Here is an 18868-nt window from a genome sequence, read left to right as displayed (position 1 = left end):
GGGATTCGAACCACGGTCGCTCCACTGCGTTCCGCTCCCTGGTTCAAATCCGCACCAGTGGCTCTCTTCTCGCTTCGCTCGAAGAAGAGCCAAGGGTGGGATTTGAACCCACGAAGTCTCGATTACAAGTCGAGTGCATGCACCGCCCATGCTCCCTTGGCACGGTCCGCAACTCAGTCGTGGTCGTTGGGCTTAGTATGGCTTTCGACTCCGACGCGTTTTTCGAGGACGGAGCGATGCTCGGAGTACCCGTGCTCCGAGTAGAACGAACGGGCACGGACGTTGGCAGCCATGACCTCGAGCTGGACCACGTCGACACCGCGCTCCTGCAGTTCCGTCTCGGCTGCATCGAGGAGTGCAGCCCCCCGGCCCGCGCCGCGGTAGCCGGGAACGACGTAGAGGTTGCTCACGAGCCCCCGGACGGCGTCGACGCTCATCTCGGGGTCGGTGCGTTCGAACGAGACGAAACCGACCACCTCGCCGTCGACGCGGTCGACGAGCACGGAGCCGTCGACCACGTGACGTGCGAGCCGCTCGCGCATCGTGGTGCGGTTCTCGGCCGCGAGGACGTGGGTCCCGTGCGGGCGCTGTTCCGTCGCGAGGTCCACCCACAGGTCGACCACCGTGTCGAGCTCCTCCAGCGAGGCCGGTTCAATCGCCATCGTAGCCGTCGCGGAGGGCCTCGACCGCGGGGAGCTCGCGCCCGGTGAGGAGTCTGAGACAGGCTCCCCCGCCGGTCGAGAGGTGGCTGAAGCCACCGATCCCGAGCTGACGGATGGCCGCTGCGGTGTCGCCACCGCCGACGATACTGTAGGGGACGTCCGCGGCTGCCCGGTACAGCTCCTTCGTTCCCAGCTCGAACATGGGGTCCTCGAACACGCCCGCCGGGCCGTTGAGGATGACCGTCTCGGCGTCCGCGAGGACGGATTTGTACATCCGGAGCGTCTCGGAGCCGATGTCCATCGCGGCCTCGTCCTCGGCACCCGGCAGGGCGTTCAGACCGATCTCGTGGCGTTCGCCGTCGCGTTCGACGGCCACGTCCTGTGGGAAGCGGATGCGGTCGCCGTGGGCGTCCAGCAGGTCGCCAGCGCGGTCGATCTCGTCCCAGTATCCCTCGTCGTAGATGAAGTCAGCGCTGGCGTCACCGATGTCGACGCCGTCGGCGAGGAGGAACACGTTGCCGACGACGCCCGCGGTGAGCACCTGGTCCGCGAGCCCGGACTCGAGGACGTTCCAGGCCACGTCGATCGAGTCGGGTACCTTCGCACCTCCGAGGACGTACACCCGCGGTCGGTCCGTGGTCTCGACGTCACCGAGGACGTCGAGCTCGGTCTCCATGACGCGCCCGGCGTAGCTCGGGAGGTGCTGTGGGAACCCGACGAGGGAGGGTTGCGAGCGATGTGCGGCGGCGAAGGCGTCGTTGACGAACGCGTCGAGGACCGGGACGAGTCCTTCGACGAGGTGGGTCTCCCCGGCGACCTCGGGGTCGAACTCCATGTACTCCTCGGCGTAGAAGCGGGTGTTCTCGAGGACCACGGCCGTCCCGGGTTCGAGGCCCTCGACGGCCTCGCGGGCTGCCGAGCCGAGGTTGGCGTCGGCGTAGCTGACGGGTGCGTCGAGCAGCTCGTCGAGGCGCTCGGCGTGCGTCGCGAGCGTCTCGAAATCGTCACCGCCGGGACGGCCCTGGTGGGCGAGGATGGCGACGCGGGCGTCCTTCTCGAGCAGCTCGGAGAGGGTCTGCTCGTGGGCCCGGAGCCTGGCGTCGTCGGCGAGGTCCCCGTCGTCGAGCGGGCTGTTGATGTCGACGCGCACCCCGACTCGACGCCCGGCGACTGAGAGGTCGTCAAGGGTCCCTACCGGCATGTGTCGGAGTGTGGCGGGGGCGGTGAAAGAGTTTTCTTTGTCCGATTCACACCTGACTCGACTGCCGTGATACAGTCCCACCGGCGTCGGGGTCGGGGTATCGGAGCGGTTAGGGGACCGGTGACCTGAGATTCCCGCCGATTACTAAGTCGGTAAAACTAGTGTGCGGTTGTGTAGCAATCGCACGCAGTCACGGATGTCGACCCCCATTATCGGTCGGGCAAGATTTATCTATCTCCTTGTTCCGCTTTGTGTGTAAGGGACATCCATGGGTGAATCAAGCACATCGGACCGTACCCGGAACATCGACGTAGAGATGGTGATGAGAGCCTTGCTCGTGATCCTCGCAGTGGTGCTGCTGGTGGATCTCGTGCGGCGACTCGTCACCGGGGACGTCACGATTTCGGGGGTCCTGACCCTTGTTAAGGACGGGCTGATGCGGGGGCTTGTAATCGGGCTCGCCGGCATCGGGCTGTCGATGACGTACAGTATTCTGAACTTCGCGAACTTCGCGCACGGTGACTACATCACCGCCGGTGCGTTCTCCGGTTGGGCGACGACGTACACCATCGCAGGCGGGTTCGGGTCCGCCGCGAACATCGGTTCGCTGGTGCTGGTGGGTGCCGGCGGCTCCGTGTTCGGTGGTGCACTTGGCATCAACGCGTTCGCCACGCCGCTCGCGATCCTCGTCGGGCTGCTGGTCGCGGGGGCGTTCACCATCGTCCTCGCACTCGCGATGGACCGGTTCGTCTTCAAGCCGATCCGTGACTCGGGCGGGATTCCGCTGCTCATCACGAGTATCGGGCTCGCGTTCGCACTGCGGTACAGCATCCTCTTCGTGTTCGGGTCGGGCACCCGGGGCGTGACCAACACCGGGACGCTCCCCGGCATCCGGCCGTACTTCATCGACGGCCAGGTCCCGCTCACGTTCCACGACCTCATCCTCGTCATCGTGGCCGGCGGCCTGATGCTCGGCGTCCACGTGCTGCTCCAGTTCACGAAGCTGGGGAAGGCGATGCGCGCCATGTCCGACGACGAGTCGCTGGCACGCATCACCGGCATCGCGACCGAGCGCGTCATCCGCGCGACGTGGCTCATCGGTGGCGGCCTCACCGGCATCTCCGGCTTCATGTTCGTGCTCTGGAAGGGCACCATCAGCTGGAACGACGGCTGGCTGCTGCTGCTGCTCATCTTCGCAGCTGTCATCCTCGGCGGCATCGGCTCGGTGTACGGCGCCATCGTCGGCGGCCTCGTCATCGGCCTGACCGCGTCGACGGCCGTCATCTGGATCCCGTCCGGGTTCGCCCGCGCAGCGGCGTTCCTCGTGATGATCCTCGTCCTGGTCGCGCGTCCGCAGGGCATCTTCGCAGGGAGGTCTACAGCATGAGTGACGAAGAGAAGGGGTACGGTCAGAGCGAGGAGTCACAGCGTGCCGTCGTCATGGGAATCGACTTCCGCAACGACGGCTACATGCTGCTCGCGCTGCTCGTGGCCATCTATGGCCTCTATCTCCTGGGCGGCCTGGTGATCGGCCTGCCGTTCCGTGGGCTGATGAACCAGATCGGCCAGCTCACGTTCTGGATCGGCGTGTTCGCGATGGCCGCGCTCGCGCTCAACCTGCACTGGGGCTACACGGGACTGTTCAACATCGGTATCGTCGGGTTCATGGCGACCGGTGTGTACGTGACCGGTATCATCTCGAAGCCGGTGTTCGGCTCGGGGACCAGTGCGGCGGAGGTCGGCGGACTCGGCCTGCCCCTCTGGATCGGTATCCTCGGCGGGATGTTCGCCGCGGGTGCCATCGGATTCATCGCGGCGCTGCCGGCGCTCCGGCTGCGCGCGGACTACCTGGCCATCGTCACCATCGCGCTCTCCGAGATCATCCGGTTCTCGCTGCTCTCGGACTCGCTGAGCAAGCACACCATCGGTGGCTACACGATCGGACTCGGCGGCGGTGACGGTGTCATCCTCGACTACGGTGACCCGCTCGAGCAGTTCATACGCGCGCTCAGCTTCCCGTTCGACCTCGTACTCGGCGAGAGCGGCTGGCTCTGGAACGACGTGTACCTCGGGATCGTCGTCAGCTACGTCGGCAACTTCATCCCGAACAACCCCAAGCCGGTCGTCGACAACTTCGCGTACGCCGCCGTGTTGCTCGTCCTCCTCGGCATCATGTACGCGCTCATCCTCCGGACGGGTAACTCGCCGTTCGGTCGCGTGCTGAAGGCCATCCGCGAGGACGAGGACGTGACGAACGCCCTCGGCAAGAACACGAACGTGTTCAAGATCAAGTCGTTCGTCGTCGGCTGTGCGCTGATGGGCCTCATCGGCATCTTCTGGTTCGGTACCCAGGGGTCGGTGACGCCGAACACGTTCCGGCCGCGCATCACGTTCTACGTCTGGATCGCACTCATCATCGGCGGCTCCGGCTCCAACACCGGGAGCGTCATGGGCGGTGCGGTGTTCGCGGCGTTCCTGTTCCAGGGGCCGCGCTACTTCAAGAACATCGTCGAGACGGTGCTCGGCAACCCAGAGGCGCCGTCGAGCTTCGGCCAGGCGATGGAGCCGCTGCTCAACGGCGGTATCATCGAGTGGATCACCGCGTCGTTCCTCTTCACGCTCGACAGCATCCGGCAGCTCCAGCTGTTCCTGATGGGCATCGTGCTCATCGTCCTGATGCACCGGCGGCCCGAGGGCATGCTCGGCCACCGCAAGGAGGCCGCCTCGAGCATCCCGCTGACCCGGCCGCTGAAGCGCTCGGGCGGCGGCGACGACGCCGTCGCGACCGACGGAGGTGAGGACCAGTGAGTGAAGCATCCAGCTCGGACGACTACGACACGGCGGAGAGTTCGGACCTCGTCAACGGCGAGGTCACGACCACGCAGGTACCCCTGAAGGTCGAGAACCTGCAGAAGCGCTTCGGCGGCATCACCGCCGTCGACGGCGCGAGCTTCGAGATCGAGAAGGGGAGCATGACCGGTCTCATCGGCCCGAACGGGGCCGGCAAGTCGACGACGTTCAACTGCATCACCGGCACGCACTCGCCGGACGGTGGCCGCGTCGAGTTCAACGGCGAGGACATCACCGGACTCGCGCCGCACAAGGTCGCGAACCGTGGGCTCGTCCGGACGTTCCAGATCGCCCGCGAGCTCGGCGAGATGACCGTCCTCGAGAACATGATGGTCGCCCCGAAGGCACAGCGTGGCGAGGCGCTCTGGCGCTCGGTGTTGCCGTACGCGCGGAACGACGTGAAGGCGCAGGAGCGAGAGATGCTCGAACGCGCGTGGGAGATGCTCGAGTTCTTCGACATCGACCACCTCGCGAACGAGTACGCGGGGAACCTCTCCGGCGGCCAGCGGAAGCTGCTGGAGATGGCCCGTGCACTGCTGACGGACCCGCAGATGCTCCTGCTCGACGAGCCCTTCGCCGGCGTCAACCCGTCTCTCGAGGAGCGGCTCCTCGAGCACATCCACGAACTGCGCAATCAGGGCTACACGTTCCTGATCGTCGAACACGACATGGACCTCATCATGCAGAACTGCGAGAAAGTCATCGTCATGCACCAGGGCCGTATCCTCACCGAGGGGACCCCGGAGGACGTACGGAACAACGAGGACGTCATCGAGGCCTATCTGGGTGGTGAGGTATGAGCGACTCCCAGACGACCAGCGCGGCCCAGGACGTCACCCTCTACGAGGAGAGCCTCCTCTCGGTCCGGAACCTGGACGCCGGCTACGGCGACCTCCAGATCCTGACCGACGTCGACCTCGACGTCAACGACGAGGAGTACGTCACCATCGTCGGCCCGAACGGGGCCGGCAAGTCGACCGTCATGAAGTCCGTCTTCGGCCTGACGAACCTCATGGGCGGGACGGTGACGTTCGACGACGACGACATCACCGCGAAGCGCCCGGAGGACATCATCCACCTCGGACTCGGCTACGTCCCGCAGAACGACAACGTGTTCAGCACGCTGTCGGTCCGCGAGAACCTGGAGATGGGTGCGTACATCCTCGACGAGGTGCCACAGGACGCGCTGAACGACGTGTTCGAGCGCTTCCCCATCCTCGAGGAGCGCCAGTCCCAGAAGGCCGGGACGCTCTCAGGTGGCCAGCAGCAGATGCTCGCGATGGGCCGTGCCCTCATGCTCGACCCGGACCTACTCCTGCTCGACGAGCCCTCTGCCGGGCTCGCTCCGGACCTGGTCGCGGACATGTTCGACCGCATCGACGCCATCAACGACCACGGGACGGCGGTCCTGATGGTCGAGCAGAACGCCAAGGAGGCGCTCCGGCGCTGTGACCGTGGCTACGTGCTCGTGGACGGGAAGAACCGCTACGAGGACGAGGGGACGACCCTGCTGAACGACCCGCAGGTCCGCCAGGACTTCCTCGGCGGATAACGGTCGTCGGCACGCCCCAGTGCGTGTCTCCCGGTTCGACCCCGGTGGGTCGACTCCCGGTTCGCTTCTCGCTGTCGGCTGTCGTCGGAGCACGAAGAAATCGGTGTCGCGAGCGGTGTGGCTGCGTTCCCTACGCGACCACGGCCTCGTCATCGTCGTCGTCATCGTCATCGTCGTCATCGTCATCGCCGTCATCGTCACCGTCGTCCGCTCCATCGTCCAGCCCCCCGTCTTCGGACGGCAGCTGCAGGGTGAACGATGCGTCCTCGGTCGTGACGACCCGGAACGGCGTGTCCGCGGGCGCTTCGTCCGGGTTCAGGTACCCGAGTGCGAGCGCCGAGTACGCCTCACCGCCCTCGAGTGACACGTCGACGGTGGTGACGACGCTGCCATTGTTGCCGGCGGTCGCCGGCCGGATCTCGACGGTGTAGTCGCCTGCAGGCACCGTGACGTAGTCCGACGCGTTCTGGAAGCTCACGTTGTCGGCGAGCACGACGCTCCCATTCCCGGCCGTGATGTCGACCGCGGGTGCGTCAGGTGAGAGGTGGACGACGCTCAACGCGCTCTGGTTCTCGTCCGGGGTGAACGCGTCGTCCTCGAAGAAGACGGGTTCGAACGGCTTCTCCCCGTCCTGGGTGACTTCACCGCTCGCGGCGACGGTCGTCACGGTCCGCGGTTCGACCGTGACCGGGCCGTCGAACACCGCCGTCTCGGTCCCGTTCGCGAGGATGGAGACGTTGTACGTCCCCGCCGGCAGGGCGAGGTAGTCACTGACGGCGCCGAAGCTCACGTTCGAGAGCACCGTCTCGTTCTCGACGCGGACGTCGACCGCGGGTGCGTCGGGGGACGCGTGCACGACGCGCAGGTACGAGGTGCTCTGGCTGTCCTGGTGCTGGTCTGTGACCTGATTCGAGTCGACTGCTGCTGCGTACGCCACGGTGCTGCCGACGAGCGCGACGGCGAGTACCACGGCGAGGAGTTTCTTCGATGGCATACCTGACTCTCCGTCGGTAAGGCCGGGACGAGCGCCCTTTGTTATGAATACGGTCGCGCAGAACCACCAACGGGCAGTTCGACGTAATGTACTAGTACGCTAGATGTCGTTCTCGAACGCTCGAACGAGGGGAGACTGGGTCGAGGGACGACGAGCTCTCACCGCGAGTAAGGTCGGGGGCCTCGCACATCGTTCGACCTTACCCGTGTCCGTCGGGGATGCAGCTCGGGAGCGCGGTGCTGCCCGGTCGCGGTGCTAATCTCGGCGTATCGACGTCGGGCCGTCGACGTCCCCGAGCCTACCGGCACGACGGGTCGGAGTCCAGACCAGTTGGTCCCCCGATGGGAGCGGAGACCTGTCGGTATCCGGGCTGTCTCGAAAGAGAGTGAGTGGAAGTTGCCGCGTCGGTTCGTCGTCGTCGTCCTACTGGCTCGACATCGCCTCGTTCACGACAGAGGAGTACGAGGACTCGCCCTGGTTGAACGCCACCTGCCGCCAGACCTCACCGTCGAACTGGTCCTCGAACACCGACGAGAACCGTTCGGAGAGCTGCTGGCCGTAGTCGTTGTTGATGTACAGCGTCGAGCAGCTCTCCGCCTCGAGCGTCTCGGACGCGATCTGGGCCATGACGCGGCCCTGCAGCCGGTCGGACGGCGCCGTCCGGAAGATGTAGTCGTTGTCGTCGAGGTTCGTCACCGACAGCGCGGTACTGGACGGCGAACAGCCGACGATCTCGTTCGGGATGAGGACCTCCTGACAGACCGGGACGTTCACACCGGAGGACGCGGACCCGCAGATGAACGGGAAGCCGGCGTTGACGAGCGTGTTCGCCGCGGAGACACCGGACTGGGAGTTCGTCTCCGTGTCCTCCAGCTGGGTCGTCACGGTGAGGTCGACGTCGGCGTTGTTGACCTGGATGGCCGGGAGCTGTGCGGCGTTGATCATCGACTCACCGGTCGATGCGAGCGCGCCGGTCTCCGGCAGCAGGATACCGACCATGATCTCGCGACCCATCCCGCCGGGGATGGAGTCCGCGGACGGACCGGCACCTTCCGGGTTCTCACCTTCGAAGTTCTCGGTCCGTACGGTGGACGTGCTGTCGCCGTCGAACTCCCAGACCGCGTACGCCGCGGACGCGGGGTCACCGTTCTGGTCGAAGTTGACTGCACTCGAGGCACCCTGGTAGTTGACGTTCTCGCCGTTGGCGGCCGCTTCGACGCCTTCGACGAAGTTCTCCGGGGTGACCTCCATCCCGTCGGGGTTCGCGACGTTGCGCATCTGGTCCTTGACCGCGGTCCCAGAGTTCTCCCCCGCCGCTGCGTTCGCGAGGATACCGATGGCGACCGAGTCGTAGGACTGCGAGGAGAAGACACCCGGCGACTCCCCGTACTCGTCCTGGTAGAGGTCGTTGTACGCCTGCTGTGCCGGACCACCGGCGGCCGGTGCGGTCCCGGTCACGTTGCTCATGTCGTCACCGACCTGTCCCGGGAGGTCGGGGTCGCGGAGACCGTCCGGGATGAGGATGTCGGTGTCGTCGCCGTAGTTTCCGTAGAAGTCACGGAACAGCTGGATACCGTCTTCGGGGTACCCGACCACGGTGAGCATGTCCGGACCGCTACCGCCACCATTACCACCACCACCGATGCAGCCCGCTAGACCCGTGAGTCCGACGGTTCCAGCGATTCCAGTCGTCTTCAGCACTTCGCGCCGTTGCAGTTTCCGTGCCATGGTACCGTCATACTTACCCCTGTGTTATAAATTTGCCTCCCGATTTGGACGGTCGACCCGAAGAAGAGACGGAGATGACCGTTATACCTGTCGACAGTCAGAACAGACTAACTGCCCGTTCGAGTCGTGTAAGGAGTCCGCTAACGCCCCACAGAGCTCACAGACGCCCTGGGTCCCGTACTCGTCCTCCGGGATACTGGCCTCGCTCTCGACGGCCGTGGCCGCGGTCGCGACGCCCTCGAGGTTCATCTGGGTCTCGAGTGTCCGCGAGGCCTGGAGGGTGCTCGCCGCCTCGATGACGTCGCGCTCGGTGAGTACGCCGACGATCTCCTCGCCGTCGGTGTCGTCGGTGACGACGACGTTCCGTATCTCCTCGCGCGACATCGTCTCGGCCGCGTCCGCGAGCGGTCTGCTCGCGGCCATCGTGATGACGGGCTGGGACATCAGCTCGCTCACGGCGGTGGATTCGGGGTCCTCGCCCTCCGCGACCATCTCCAGGATGTCCCGTTCGGTCATGATGCCGACCGGGGTGCTCCCCCGCATGACGAGGACGCTCCCGACGTCCTCCTCGTACATGAGCCGGACGGTGCTGCGCACCGAATCGGACTCGCTGACGCCGACGAACTCTCGCGCGGTCACGTCACGAATCGACACGTCGCGTTCCATAGGTGACGGTTTTACACGACCGCTATAAAATCTACCTGCAGCACCTTTATCCGGCTTCCCGTCGAAGTTATCAGGTTGCGGAAACCGCGACCGGGCGGTCAGTGGAACTCGACGAGCGACTCCTCTGCGCGGCCCACCTCGAGCGCGTGCTTGGCCGCGAATCCTGCGTCGTGAGGTGTCGACCCCTCACCGACGCCGACGCGGACCGGGATACCGGTCTCCTGCTGGACGTGCTCGATGGCGTCGTCGTACGCCGCCGCGTCGAGGTCGGGACAGACGGCGATGATGTTGTCCCCCCCGACGAAGAAGGAGAGCGAGTCGTGTGCCTGGTACATGTAGCGCATCAGCGAGGCGTACGCCTGCTCGATCTCGATGAAGGCCCCGAAGGCGTCGAGCTCGTCGGTGTACTTTCCGGTCGCGTCGACCACGTCGAAGTGGGCGATCTGTACGTCGTCGTCGGTCCGGAACTCGTCCTCGATGACCCGACCGTCGAGGATCTCGCGGCGGGACTTGTCCTGTGCACTCCCGGCGTCCTGGATGAGGTTCGTCGCGTCGGAGAGCGCCTGAACGGGGGAGGTGCCCGTCGCCACGCCGAAGCTCACGGTCACGGGATAGCGGTTGCGAACCGACTCCTGGATGAGCGCGTGGTCGTCCATGGTGAACCCGTTCGTGACGGCCACCATGTTGTCGAACCGCGTGAAGAAGACGTAGCCGTCGCGGTTCCCGATGAGCTGGGAGAGGTCGGCGTACAGGCGGGACTGCAGTGTCTGGAGGTCGACCTCGCGGCGCGGCTCCGGCGTGACCGTCCACGGCCCGTAGTTGTCGATCTGGATCAGCGTTATCTGCGTGTTCGTCACTGTTGCGCGGAGCTTTCGATTGCATCCGTATAAGTGGAACTACATCCAGATTTGAGATGCTGTCCTGCCGCGGCCACGCGATTTAATTGTGTCGATGCCAACAGGAGGTCGAAGATACTCATGTCCTCGCACGCCGTGCTGGTCGTCGATCCGGACCCCGAGGTCGTCACCGCCATCGACGCGCGCCTGTCGGACAGGGGCCCGTCGGTGAGCGCCCGTACCGTGGCCACCGTCTCGGAGGCCAGGGCGGCCGTCGCAACCGACACGGTCGACTGTGTCGTGAGCGAGCACGCACTCGCCGACGGTGAGGGCATGGAGCTGCTCTGCCGACTCGGGCAGGGCTATCCCGGCCTCACCAGGGTCCTGTTCACCGACGCGGGTTCCGAAGCGCTGGCGAGCGACGCCGTCGATGCCGGCGTCGACGCCTACGTCCCCAAGCGGCTGGGAGAGGACGACCGGGACGGCGCGGCGGCGACGGACGCGGCCTACGACCGGGTCGCGAGAGCGGTCGTGGACGGGCTCGAACGCGCGACCCGCTCGGCGGTCGGAACCGACGATACCGCCGCCAAGATCGATACCCTCCACGACGTGGCGATGGACCTCGAGAACTGCACGGACGAGACGGAGATCTACCAGGTCGCCGTCGAGGCGGCCGAGATGGTGCTCGAGTTCGACATGTCCAACATCGATATCGTGGCGGACGGGATGCTGAAGCCCATCCAGACGTCCGCGGAGATGCCGAAGGACGGCGTCGAGTCGGTGCCGCTCGACGGCGAGAGCGTCGCGGCCCGGGTGGCCCGGACCGGCGAGGCGACGTACAACGAGGACCTCCGGCAGGTGCTCGACGCGGACCCGACCCAGTTGACGTACCGATCCGGGCTGACGGTCCCCATCTCCGACATCGGGGTGTTCCAGGCCATCTCCGAGGAGTTGGCCGCGTTCGACCAGGCCGACCTCGAACTCGCGGAGACGCTGATGCAGCACGTCGCCGAGAGTGTGAAGCGGACCCGATTCGAGCAGACCCTCCGCGAGGAGCGCGACCGCTTCGCCTCGCTGTTCGAGAACTTCCCCGACCCCGTCGTCAGGCTCTCCACGGGCGATTCACCGACCATCGGCGCGGTCAACGAGGCGTTCGCCGCGACGTTCGACTGCGATGCGGAGGCCGTCGTCGGGGCCCCCATCGACGAGGTGCTGGCCGCCCCGCCGACCGGCGCCGACGACACGGTGTTCCCCGGCGTCGACGCCGCCGCCGACGCCGCACCGACGCAGCTCCGACTGTCAGCAGCGGGCGGGTCGCGCGACTTCCTGGTCCACGTCGTCCCCGTCGACCGAACGCTCGCCGACGGCGGCGACCCCGACGAGGTGTACGGCTTCTACGCCGACATCACCCCGACGAAGGAGCGCAAGCGCGAGCTCGCCCGACAGAACGAGCGCCTCGACGAGTTCGCGAGCATCGTCAGCCACGACCTCCGCAACCCCCTGAACATCGCAGAGGGCCACCTCCAGCTGGCGATCGAACGCATCGGCGACGACGAGGACCTCGCCGAGGTGGCGTGGGCCCACGACCGGATGCGCGAGCTCATCGAGAACCTGCTCTCGCTGGCCCGAACCGGCTCGGTCGTCGACGAACCCGACGAGCTCTCGCTGTCGGTCACAGCCGACCAGGCATGGTCGTCCGTCCACCTCCCCGAGGCGCGGCTCCAGGTCGTCGACGACGTCCGCGTCCGGGCGGACCGCGGCCGCCTCACGGACCTGCTCGTGAACCTGTTCCGGAACGCCGTCGAGCACGGCCGCACGGACGCGACGATCCGTATCGGCGCGCTCGGCGACGGCACGGGCTTCTACGTCGCGGACGACGGCCCCGGCATCCCCGAGGATTCGCGTGGGGCGGTGTTCGATTCCGGCTACACCACGAGCGAGGAGGGGACCGGCTTCGGCCTCGTCATCGTCGAACAGGTGGCGACCGCGCACGGCTGGACGGTCTCGGTGGCCGAGAGCGACCAGGGCGGCGCGCGCTTCGAGTTCCGGACCGACGACGGCGCCGAACCGCTCGCACAGGAGCAGCCGCTCTCGCTCGAGTCAGTCGACGAGGACTGAGCTGGCGCTGGAGGACGCCTCGATCAGACGAGATCCGCGAGAATCAGGCGTGCTTGACGTTCGACTCGCCGGCCTTCGGGTGGAACTCCCAGAAGCCACCCGCACGCATCGCGTTGCCGACGGCCTTGTGGAACGAGACGATGTCCTCGAACTCGCCCTCGGTGACGTGCTCGAAGATGTCGGCGACGCTGACGACACGCTTCGAGTTCAGCCGGATCGGTTCGTCGCCGTGCTCCGCGACGAAGTCGGCCGCCTTCAGCGGGAAGCCCTCGTCCTCGTCGAGCTTCTTCGCGAGGATCGCCATCCCGTACTTGCGCATCCCCTCGCTGCCCTCCTCGCCGTCCGGGTCGTGGGGCCACTCGTTGCTCATACGCTGTCTGAGAACGGTACCCCCAAAAGGGTTTGCGAAACCATCTTTTTCTTCGTCTGGTTCGCGCTCACTGCGTTCGCGCGAACCGCTCCTCGAAAAACATGGGTGAAAAAAGCCGGCGGCTCGCTGCACTCGCCGCCGGTGAATCGCGCTCGCCTCGCTCGCGCGAACGCTATCCCGTCGGACCGTGTGATCGGCCGGTCCCGGTCTTTATTACCTCACTCCGAAAGTCGGACTGTGGATGACGAACCATTCCAGCACCGTCCGAACGGTCGCCGGCATCATCGTCGCGGTCGTGGGGTTCCTCCTCGGCATCAGGATTCTCGGGACCGCGACGGGGGCGCTCGCGCCGACGCTGGAGCCGCTCATGGAGCGCACGATCCGCGGCGACGCCTCCGCGCTGGGCGCGAGCTGGCTCGCCGCCTACGGCCTTTTGAACGGCTCCGTCGTCGCGGCTGTGGCGGTGTCGCTGGCCCACAGCGGGCTGCTCGAGACCTCCGAGCTGTTCGCCGCCATCGTGGGGAGCCGATTCGGTGCCTCCGGGGTGGTCATCGTGCTCGGCGTGGTCGAGTACGTCCAGAAGCCGTCGTACTCGCTGCGGGAGTCGACCTCGCTGGGGATGCTCTCGGCCATCGTCACGCTGGTGCTGTTCGTGCCGGTGGCGGCGGTCGGGGTCGCGTGGTACCGGCTCGCCGACGGCTCGTTGCGCTTCGTCGACTCCGTGCCGTCGTTCGCGACCGGCAGCTGGGACCCGACCGCGCTCGTCGCCGAGCTGGTGGTGTCGGCGGGCGGGCCGCAGGTCGGGTTCGTGGTCGCCGTCGCGGCGCTGCTCGCGAGCTTCCGGCTGTTCGACCGGACGTTGGCGGCGGTGGAGACGGGCCGGTTCCGGTCGCGGGTCCTTCCGGTGGTCGACGGGCGGTTCCGCTCGTTCCTCGCCGGCACCGTCGTCACGCTCGTCACGACGAGCGTCGCCATCTCCGTCGGGGTGCTCGTCCCGCTGTACAACCGGGACTTCTTCGAGCGCGACGAGCTGGTCCCGTACCTGCTCGGCGCGAACGTCGGGACGTTCGGCGACACGGTGCTCGCGGCGGCGGTGCTCGACTCGGACGTCGGCGTCGCGACCGTGGTGCTCACGATGACCGCCACGACGGTGCTGTCGCTGGCGGTGCTGGTCTCGGGGGACTGGTTCTTCACGGTCGTCGGGCGGCTCGAGGAACGGGTTCGGGTGGACCGACGGGGCTACGTCGGCTTCGTCGCGCTGCTCCTGCTCGTGCCGGCGGTGCTCGTGCTGGTCGGCTGATCAGTCGTCGCCGCTGGCTGTGGCGGTGCCGTCGCCGTTCTCGCCGCCGTCGCCGAGCAGCTCGTCGCGGTGCTCGTCGAGCAGTGGGGCGCGCCCCTGCGGCCCGGTCGGCGTCTCCGAGAACTTGATGGGACAGCCGGCGACGGTGACCTCGCGGTCGGCACCGGGCTGTTCGACGTCGGCCAGCATCCCGCGCTCGTGGACGTGCGGGTCGTCGAAGATGTCCGCGGTGTCCTGCACGGGTGCGACGGGAACCTCCCCCTCGAGTGCGTCGACGACGGCCTGCTCGGTGTGCTCGCGGGTCCAGTCGGCGATCTCCTCGCGGAGCGCGTCGCGGTTACGGAGGCGCGAGCCCGCGTCGGGGTAGTCCGCGACGAGGTCGGGCCGGTCCATCGCCTCGCAGAGGGCGCGCCAGTGGCCGTCGGAGAAGGCGGCGACCACGACGTGCCCGTCGCTCGTCTCGAAGGAGTTGTACGGGAACAGCGTCGGGTGCGAGTTGCCCTGTCGCGTGAGGACCTCGTCGGTGTAGGAGTAGTAGTAGACGGTGCGTTCGCACATCGACACCATCGCGTCGTACATCGCGGTGTCGACGTACTGGCCCTCGCCGGTCCGGTCGCGGTGGTGGAGCGCGCCGAGGATGCCGACGGCGTTGAGCACCGCGGTGAAGAGGTCGCCGATGCCGGGGCCGACCTTCGTCGGCGGGCCGTCTTCCTCGCCGGTTATCTCCATGACGCCGCCGAGCGCCTGCGCGATGAGGTCGAAGCTCGGCTGTCCCTGCCGGTGGGTCTCGCCGGTGCGCGGGTCGCCGAAGCCGCGGATGGAGGAGTAGACCAGCTCGGTGTTGTGCTCTCTGAGCGTCTCGTAGCCGAGGTCGAACCGCTCCATCGTGCCCGCACGGTAGTTCTCGACGACGACGTCCGCTTTCTCGACGAGTCTGAGGAAGTCCTCGCGGTCGCGGTCGTCGCCGAGGTCGAGCTCTATCGAGCGCTTGCCGCGGTTGACGGACTGGAAGTAGCCGCCGTAGGGTTCCTCGTCGCCGTCGCCCGCGAAGGGCGGGTTCGGCCTGATGAGGTCGCCGCCGGGCCGCTCGACCTTCACTACGTCCGCGCCCATGTCGGCGAGCAGCATCGTACAGTACGGGCCCGCGAGGACCTGTGTGAGGTCGACGACGGTGACGTCTTCGAGCGCTCCCATGGGCTGGACGAACCGGCCCCCGCGCTAAAACCTTCCGGATAAATCATTACATTGTGGTTGTTTCACAATGAGGGGGTTTAGGGACCTTAAGGAGTATTATCATGGAAAATCATTAACTTTAAGGATTGTTCATGCAACTTGGCGAGTACCGCATGCCCACGACAGTCATCCTCGGTGTCATCGGCTCCGACGCACACGTCGTCGGAATCACGATCCTCGACCAGGCCCTCTCCGCAGCGGGCTTCGATGTCGAGAACCTCGGCGTCCAGACCTCTCAGGAGGAGTTCGCGGCAGCCGCGAGCGAGCACGACGCCGACGCTGTACTCGTCTCCTCGCTGTACGGGCACGCCGAGCAGGACTGTCAGGGGTTCCACGAGCTCCTGTCGCGCGAGGACATCGACGCCACCACCTACATCGGTGGCAACCTCGCGGTCGGACAGGACGACTTCGAGCAGACCCGGACGACGTTCCGAAAGCTCGGCTTCGACAAGGTCTTCGACTCCGAGACGACACCGGAGGAGGTCATCCGGTCCCTCGAACGGGACCTGGGTATCTCCACCCGGGAGGCGGAGACGGATCGGGTTCAGGCCTGATGATACGCGACGAACGCCTCACCGCCGACGAGTTGCAACGAATCGACGAAACCATCCGCGACGACTGGCCGACCGGTGCGGCGGTCGACTTCGAGGAGGCCATCGCCTACCACGAGTCGCTGCCGGCCCAGAAGCAGTTCGCGGACGTGCTCGAGTCGGCGGACCGACCGCTGCTGCAGCCGCGCGCGGGTGTCCCCCGTCTCGACGACCAGGTCAGCCTGCTCGAACACCTCCACGACGAGGGCGCGGCGGACCTGCTCCCGACGACCATCGACTCGTACACGCGTGACAACGAGTACGAGAAGGCACAGGAGGGGCTGGAGAAGGCCCGCGAGTCCGGCGACGCGACGCTGAACGGCTTCCCCGCCGTCAACCACGGCGTCGAGGGCTGTCGCGAGCTGATCGAGCGCGTCGACGCGCCGATCGAGGTCCGACACGGGACACCCGACGCCCGACTGCTCGCCGCCGTCACGTTCGCCGGCGGCTTCCAGAGCTTCGAGGGCGGCCCCATCTCCTACAACATTCCCTACACCAAGGAGGGGAGCCTCGCCCAGACCATCGAGCACTGGCAGTACGTCGACCGCCTCGCCGGCGCGTACACCGAGCGCGGGGTCACCATCAACCGCGAGCCGTTCGGCCCGCTGACCGGGACGCTGGTCCCGCCGAGCATCGCCATCGCCATCATGCTCGTCGAGGGCAAGCTCGCCGCCACGCAGGGCGTCCGCAGCCTCACGCTGGGCTACGGGCAGGTCGGCAACGTCGTGCAGGACGTGGCCGCACTCCGCGCGCTCCGCAAGCTCGGCAACGAGTACCTCCCCGACGAGGTCTGCGTGACGACCGTCTTCCACGAGTGGATGGGCGGCTTCCCGCCGGACGAGGCCCGCGCCAACGGCGTCATCGGCCTCGGCGGGACGACCGCCGCCATCGCGCGCCCGGACAAGGTCATCACGAAGTCGCCACAGGAGTTCCAGGGCGTCCCGACGAAGGAGGCCAACGCGGCCGGCCTCCGCACCACGCGCCAGCTCATCGACATGGTCGTCGAGCAGGACATCGTCCTCGACGGCGTCGACGAGGAGCAGGCGCTCATCGAGCGCGAGACGCGCTGCCTGATGGACGCCATCGAGGCCCACGGCGACGGCGACGTCGCGCAGGGCACCATCCGGGCGTTCGACTCCGGCGCGCTCGACGTCCCGTTCGCCCCGAGCGACGCGGCCGAGGGCGCGGTGCTCCCGGCCCGCGACGACGACGGCAGAGTCAGGATCTTCGAGTGGGGCGAGCTGGCGATCGACGACGACATCAAGGAGATCCACCAGGCCCGGCTCGCCGACCGCGCCGAGACCGAGGGCCGGAAGCAGTCGTTCCGGATGGTCGCCGACGACGTCGACGCCATCAGCGACGGCAAGCTCATCGGTCGACCATCCGGAACACGAGGCCGCCGCGACGGAGGTGAGTCAAGTGCGGATTGAACAGGTTCGCGCGGTCCCGACTGTCTCGGGGTTCTTCTTCGACGACCAGCGGGCCATCAAGGACGGCGCAACGCAGGACGGCTTCGCCTACGACGGCGAGCCGGTCACGCCGGGCTTCGACGCGATCCGCGAGGCCGGCGAGGCGCTCACCGTCGAAATCGAACTCGAAGATGGAAGCGTCGCGACGGGCGACTGCTGTGCGGTGCAGTACTCGGGTGCCGGTGGGCGCGACCCACTGTTCCGCGCCGAGGAGTACCGCCCTGTCGTCGAGGGCGCCGTCTCCGGGGCGCTCCGGGGGCGAGACGCCGCCGAGTTCGCCGAGAACGCAGCCATCGTGGAGGACCTGCCCGCCGAGCGACCGAGGGAGGACCCTGGTTCGACCGGAGCCGCCGACGGCGACGGCGCCGGTCAGCTCCACACCGCGGTCCGCTACGGCGTCTCGCAGGCGCTGCTGGACGCCGCCGCGCTCGCCGAGCGCCGGACGATGACGGAGACGCTGGCCGACGCGCTGGGGACGATACCCGCCTCGGAGCCGGTCCCGGTCTTCGGCCAGTCCGGCGACGACCGGTACGGCAACGCCGAGAAGATGATGATCAAGGGCGTCCCCGTCCTCCCACACGGCCTGTTCAACAGCGTCGAGAAGCTCGGTGAGGACGGCGAGGGCCTCCGCGACTACGTCGACTGGCTCGCCACCCGAGCCACCGAACTCGGGCCCGACGGCTACGAGCCGACCATCCACGTCGACGTCTACGGCGTCCTCGGCGACGTTCTCGGTGCGCCGTACGACCGCGCCGCCGTCACGGACTACTTCGCGACGCTCGCCGCGGCCGCCGGCCCCTTCGACGTGCAGGTCGAGGGGCCGATGGACGCCGGCGGCCGCGAGGAGCAGATCCACGACATGGCCGAGCTCCGCGACGGGCTCGCATCGGCGGGTGTCGACGTCGACATCGTCGCCGACGAGTGGTGCAACACCTTCGAGGACGTCCGGGCGTTCGTCGACGCGGGCGCCGCCGACCTCGTGCAGGTGAAGACGCCGGACCTGGGCGGTGTCCAGCGCTCCGCCGAGGCCGTGCGCTACTGCGAGGGCACCGACACCCGAGCCTATCTCGGGGGGACCTGCAACGAGACGGTCACCTCCGCGCGGACCTGCGCCCACGTGGCGCTCGCGACAGACGCGGCCCAGACCCTCGCCAAGCCCGGGATGGGCTTCGACGAGGGCTTCATGGTCGTGACGAACGAGATGCGACGTGCGCTCGCCCGGATGCGACCGACGCCCGAGGCCACGGCCGACGACTGAGGACCACGACACCCATCGACCCAGACTGCCGACGACCGACG

At 67.2% G+C, this 18868-nt stretch carries 17 protein-coding genes and 1 tRNA gene; 9 read left to right on the top strand and 9 right to left on the bottom strand.

What is annotated here, in order from left to right; translation table 11 throughout:
* Positions 1-87: 87 nt before the first annotated feature.
* The 3 genes from ACSG06_RS10010 to ACSG06_RS10000 all read right to left on the bottom strand — a co-directional run bounded on the left by ACSG06_RS10010 (position 88) and on the right by ACSG06_RS10000 (position 1863).
* A tRNA-Thr gene (locus tag ACSG06_RS10010) sits at positions 88-161 on the bottom strand.
* A 12-nt stretch (positions 162-173) separates the two neighbouring features.
* A complete protein-coding gene (locus ACSG06_RS10005) occupies positions 174-662 on the bottom strand; it encodes a GNAT family N-acetyltransferase (protein WP_440990115.1) in 489 nt (162 codons plus the stop codon).
* Positions 652-1863 carry a phosphoglycerate kinase gene (locus ACSG06_RS10000; protein WP_440990114.1) on the bottom strand — a complete coding sequence of 404 codons (1212 nt, stop codon included), beginning with the start codon at positions 1861-1863 and terminating at the stop codon, positions 652-654. Before ACSG06_RS10000 ends, ACSG06_RS10005 begins: the two co-directional genes overlap by 11 nt.
* Before the next feature lie 436 nt (positions 1864-2299).
* Between ACSG06_RS10000 and ACSG06_RS09995 the strand changes: the two genes are divergently transcribed.
* From ACSG06_RS09995 to ACSG06_RS09980, 4 genes are read left to right on the top strand one after another with little or no spacing between them, the layout of a single operon-like run.
* Positions 2300-3250: a branched-chain amino acid ABC transporter permease gene (locus tag ACSG06_RS09995; protein ID WP_440990307.1), complete on the top strand. Its 951-nt coding sequence runs from the start codon at positions 2300-2302 to the stop codon at positions 3248-3250.
* Positions 3251-3303: 53 nt separating this feature from the next.
* Entirely contained in the window at positions 3304-4671 is a 1368-nt protein-coding gene (locus tag ACSG06_RS09990; protein WP_440990306.1) for a branched-chain amino acid ABC transporter permease, read from the top strand.
* Positions 4668-5513 (top strand): ABC transporter ATP-binding protein, encoded by an 846-nt coding sequence (locus ACSG06_RS09985; RefSeq protein WP_440990113.1) that lies wholly within the window; start codon positions 4668-4670, stop codon positions 5511-5513. The genes ACSG06_RS09990 and ACSG06_RS09985 overlap by 4 nt, the downstream gene beginning before the upstream one ends.
* Entirely contained in the window at positions 5510-6265 is a 756-nt protein-coding gene (locus ACSG06_RS09980) for an ABC transporter ATP-binding protein (protein WP_440990112.1), read from the top strand. The genes ACSG06_RS09985 and ACSG06_RS09980 overlap by 4 nt, the downstream gene beginning before the upstream one ends.
* A 130-nt stretch (positions 6266-6395) precedes the next feature.
* On the opposite strand, the gene ACSG06_RS09975 is transcribed toward ACSG06_RS09980, so the two are convergent.
* The 4 genes from ACSG06_RS09975 to ACSG06_RS09960 form a co-directional block, all read right to left on the bottom strand.
* Complete coding sequence (locus ACSG06_RS09975) at positions 6396-7259, bottom strand: DUF4397 domain-containing protein (RefSeq protein ID WP_440990111.1); 864 nt, start codon at positions 7257-7259, stop codon at positions 6396-6398.
* 423 nt (positions 7260-7682) lie between these two features.
* A complete protein-coding gene (locus ACSG06_RS09970) occupies positions 7683-8987 on the bottom strand; it encodes an ABC transporter substrate-binding protein (protein WP_440990110.1) in 1305 nt (434 codons plus the stop codon).
* Positions 8988-9068: 81 nt separating this feature from the next.
* On the bottom strand, positions 9069-9653 hold the full coding sequence (locus ACSG06_RS09965) for a CBS domain-containing protein (RefSeq protein WP_440990109.1): 585 nt from the start codon (positions 9651-9653) through the stop codon (positions 9069-9071).
* Between the two features lie 98 nt (positions 9654-9751).
* Positions 9752-10510 (bottom strand): GTP cyclohydrolase III, encoded by a 759-nt coding sequence (locus ACSG06_RS09960; protein ID WP_440990108.1) that lies wholly within the window; start codon positions 10508-10510, stop codon positions 9752-9754.
* A 120-nt stretch (positions 10511-10630) separates the two neighbouring features.
* On the opposite strand from ACSG06_RS09960, the gene ACSG06_RS09955 reads away from it, so the two are divergent.
* Positions 10631-12607 carry a sensor histidine kinase gene (locus ACSG06_RS09955; protein ID WP_440990107.1) on the top strand — a complete coding sequence of 659 codons (1977 nt, stop codon included), beginning with the start codon at positions 10631-10633 and terminating at the stop codon, positions 12605-12607.
* A 43-nt stretch (positions 12608-12650) separates the two neighbouring features.
* Here ACSG06_RS09955 and ACSG06_RS09950 read toward each other — a convergent pair whose 3' ends face one another.
* The gene (locus ACSG06_RS09950) at positions 12651-12977 is read right to left on the bottom strand and encodes a DUF5785 family protein (RefSeq protein ID WP_440990106.1); all 327 of its coding nucleotides are present in this window, start codon (positions 12975-12977) and stop codon (positions 12651-12653) included.
* Positions 12978-13218: 241 nt separating this feature from the next.
* Here ACSG06_RS09950 and ACSG06_RS09945 point away from each other — a divergent pair, with 241 nt between their 5' ends.
* Positions 13219-14277: a sodium:phosphate symporter gene (locus ACSG06_RS09945; RefSeq protein ID WP_440990105.1), complete on the top strand. Its 1059-nt coding sequence runs from the start codon at positions 13219-13221 to the stop codon at positions 14275-14277.
* Here ACSG06_RS09945 and mct read toward each other — a convergent pair whose 3' ends face one another.
* Positions 14278-15471 (bottom strand): succinyl-CoA:mesaconate CoA-transferase, encoded by a 1194-nt coding sequence (gene mct, locus ACSG06_RS09940; protein WP_440990104.1) that lies wholly within the window; start codon positions 15469-15471, stop codon positions 14278-14280.
* 152 nt (positions 15472-15623) lie between these two features.
* Here mct and glmS point away from each other — a divergent pair, with 152 nt between their 5' ends.
* The 3 genes from glmS to ACSG06_RS09925 are packed head-to-tail and all read left to right on the top strand — an operon-like array spanning position 15624 to position 18827.
* Positions 15624-16064, top strand: coding sequence for a methylaspartate mutase subunit S (gene glmS, locus ACSG06_RS09935; protein ID WP_440990103.1), 441 nt, complete (start codon positions 15624-15626; stop codon positions 16062-16064).
* The gene (locus ACSG06_RS09930; RefSeq protein WP_440990102.1) at positions 16064-17530 is read left to right on the top strand and encodes a methylaspartate mutase subunit E; all 1467 of its coding nucleotides are present in this window, start codon (positions 16064-16066) and stop codon (positions 17528-17530) included. Before glmS ends, ACSG06_RS09930 begins: the two co-directional genes overlap by 1 nt.
* Entirely contained in the window at positions 17520-18827 is a 1308-nt protein-coding gene (locus ACSG06_RS09925; RefSeq protein ID WP_440990101.1) for a methylaspartate ammonia-lyase, read from the top strand. Before ACSG06_RS09930 ends, ACSG06_RS09925 begins: the two co-directional genes overlap by 11 nt.
* Positions 18828-18868 lie beyond the last annotated feature (41 nt).

The organism is Haloarchaeobius baliensis, assembly GCF_052060055.1.
Lineage (GTDB): Archaea > Halobacteriota > Halobacteria > Halobacteriales > Natrialbaceae > Haloarchaeobius > Haloarchaeobius baliensis.
This window is presented reverse-complemented; position numbering and strand designations above follow the sequence as displayed.

Coding starts and splice junctions, on each gene's coding strand:
- ACSG06_RS10005 (WP_440990115.1), bottom strand. CDS start 662: ATGGCGATTGAACCGGCCTCGCTGGAGGAGCTCGACACGGTGGTCGAC.
- ACSG06_RS10000 (WP_440990114.1), bottom strand. CDS start 1,863: ATGCCGGTAGGGACCCTTGACGACCTCTCAGTCGCCGGGCGTCGAGTC.
- ACSG06_RS09995 (WP_440990307.1), top strand. CDS start 2,300: ATGCGGGGGCTTGTAATCGGGCTCGCCGGCATCGGGCTGTCGATGACG.
- ACSG06_RS09990 (WP_440990306.1), top strand. CDS start 3,304: ATGGGAATCGACTTCCGCAACGACGGCTACATGCTGCTCGCGCTGCTC.
- ACSG06_RS09980 (WP_440990112.1), top strand. CDS start 5,510: ATGAGCGACTCCCAGACGACCAGCGCGGCCCAGGACGTCACCCTCTAC.
- ACSG06_RS09975 (WP_440990111.1), bottom strand. CDS start 7,259: ATGCCATCGAAGAAACTCCTCGCCGTGGTACTCGCCGTCGCGCTCGTC.
- ACSG06_RS09970 (WP_440990110.1), bottom strand. CDS start 8,987: ATGGCACGGAAACTGCAACGGCGCGAAGTGCTGAAGACGACTGGAATC.
- ACSG06_RS09965 (WP_440990109.1), bottom strand. CDS start 9,653: ATGGAACGCGACGTGTCGATTCGTGACGTGACCGCGCGAGAGTTCGTC.
- ACSG06_RS09955 (WP_440990107.1), top strand. CDS start 10,631: ATGTCCTCGCACGCCGTGCTGGTCGTCGATCCGGACCCCGAGGTCGTC.
- ACSG06_RS09950 (WP_440990106.1), bottom strand. CDS start 12,977: ATGAGCAACGAGTGGCCCCACGACCCGGACGGCGAGGAGGGCAGCGAG.
- ACSG06_RS09945 (WP_440990105.1), top strand. CDS start 13,219: ATGACGAACCATTCCAGCACCGTCCGAACGGTCGCCGGCATCATCGTC.
- mct (WP_440990104.1), bottom strand. CDS start 15,471: ATGGGAGCGCTCGAAGACGTCACCGTCGTCGACCTCACACAGGTCCTC.
- glmS (WP_440990103.1), top strand. CDS start 15,624: ATGCCCACGACAGTCATCCTCGGTGTCATCGGCTCCGACGCACACGTC.
- ACSG06_RS09930 (WP_440990102.1), top strand. CDS start 16,064: ATGATACGCGACGAACGCCTCACCGCCGACGAGTTGCAACGAATCGAC.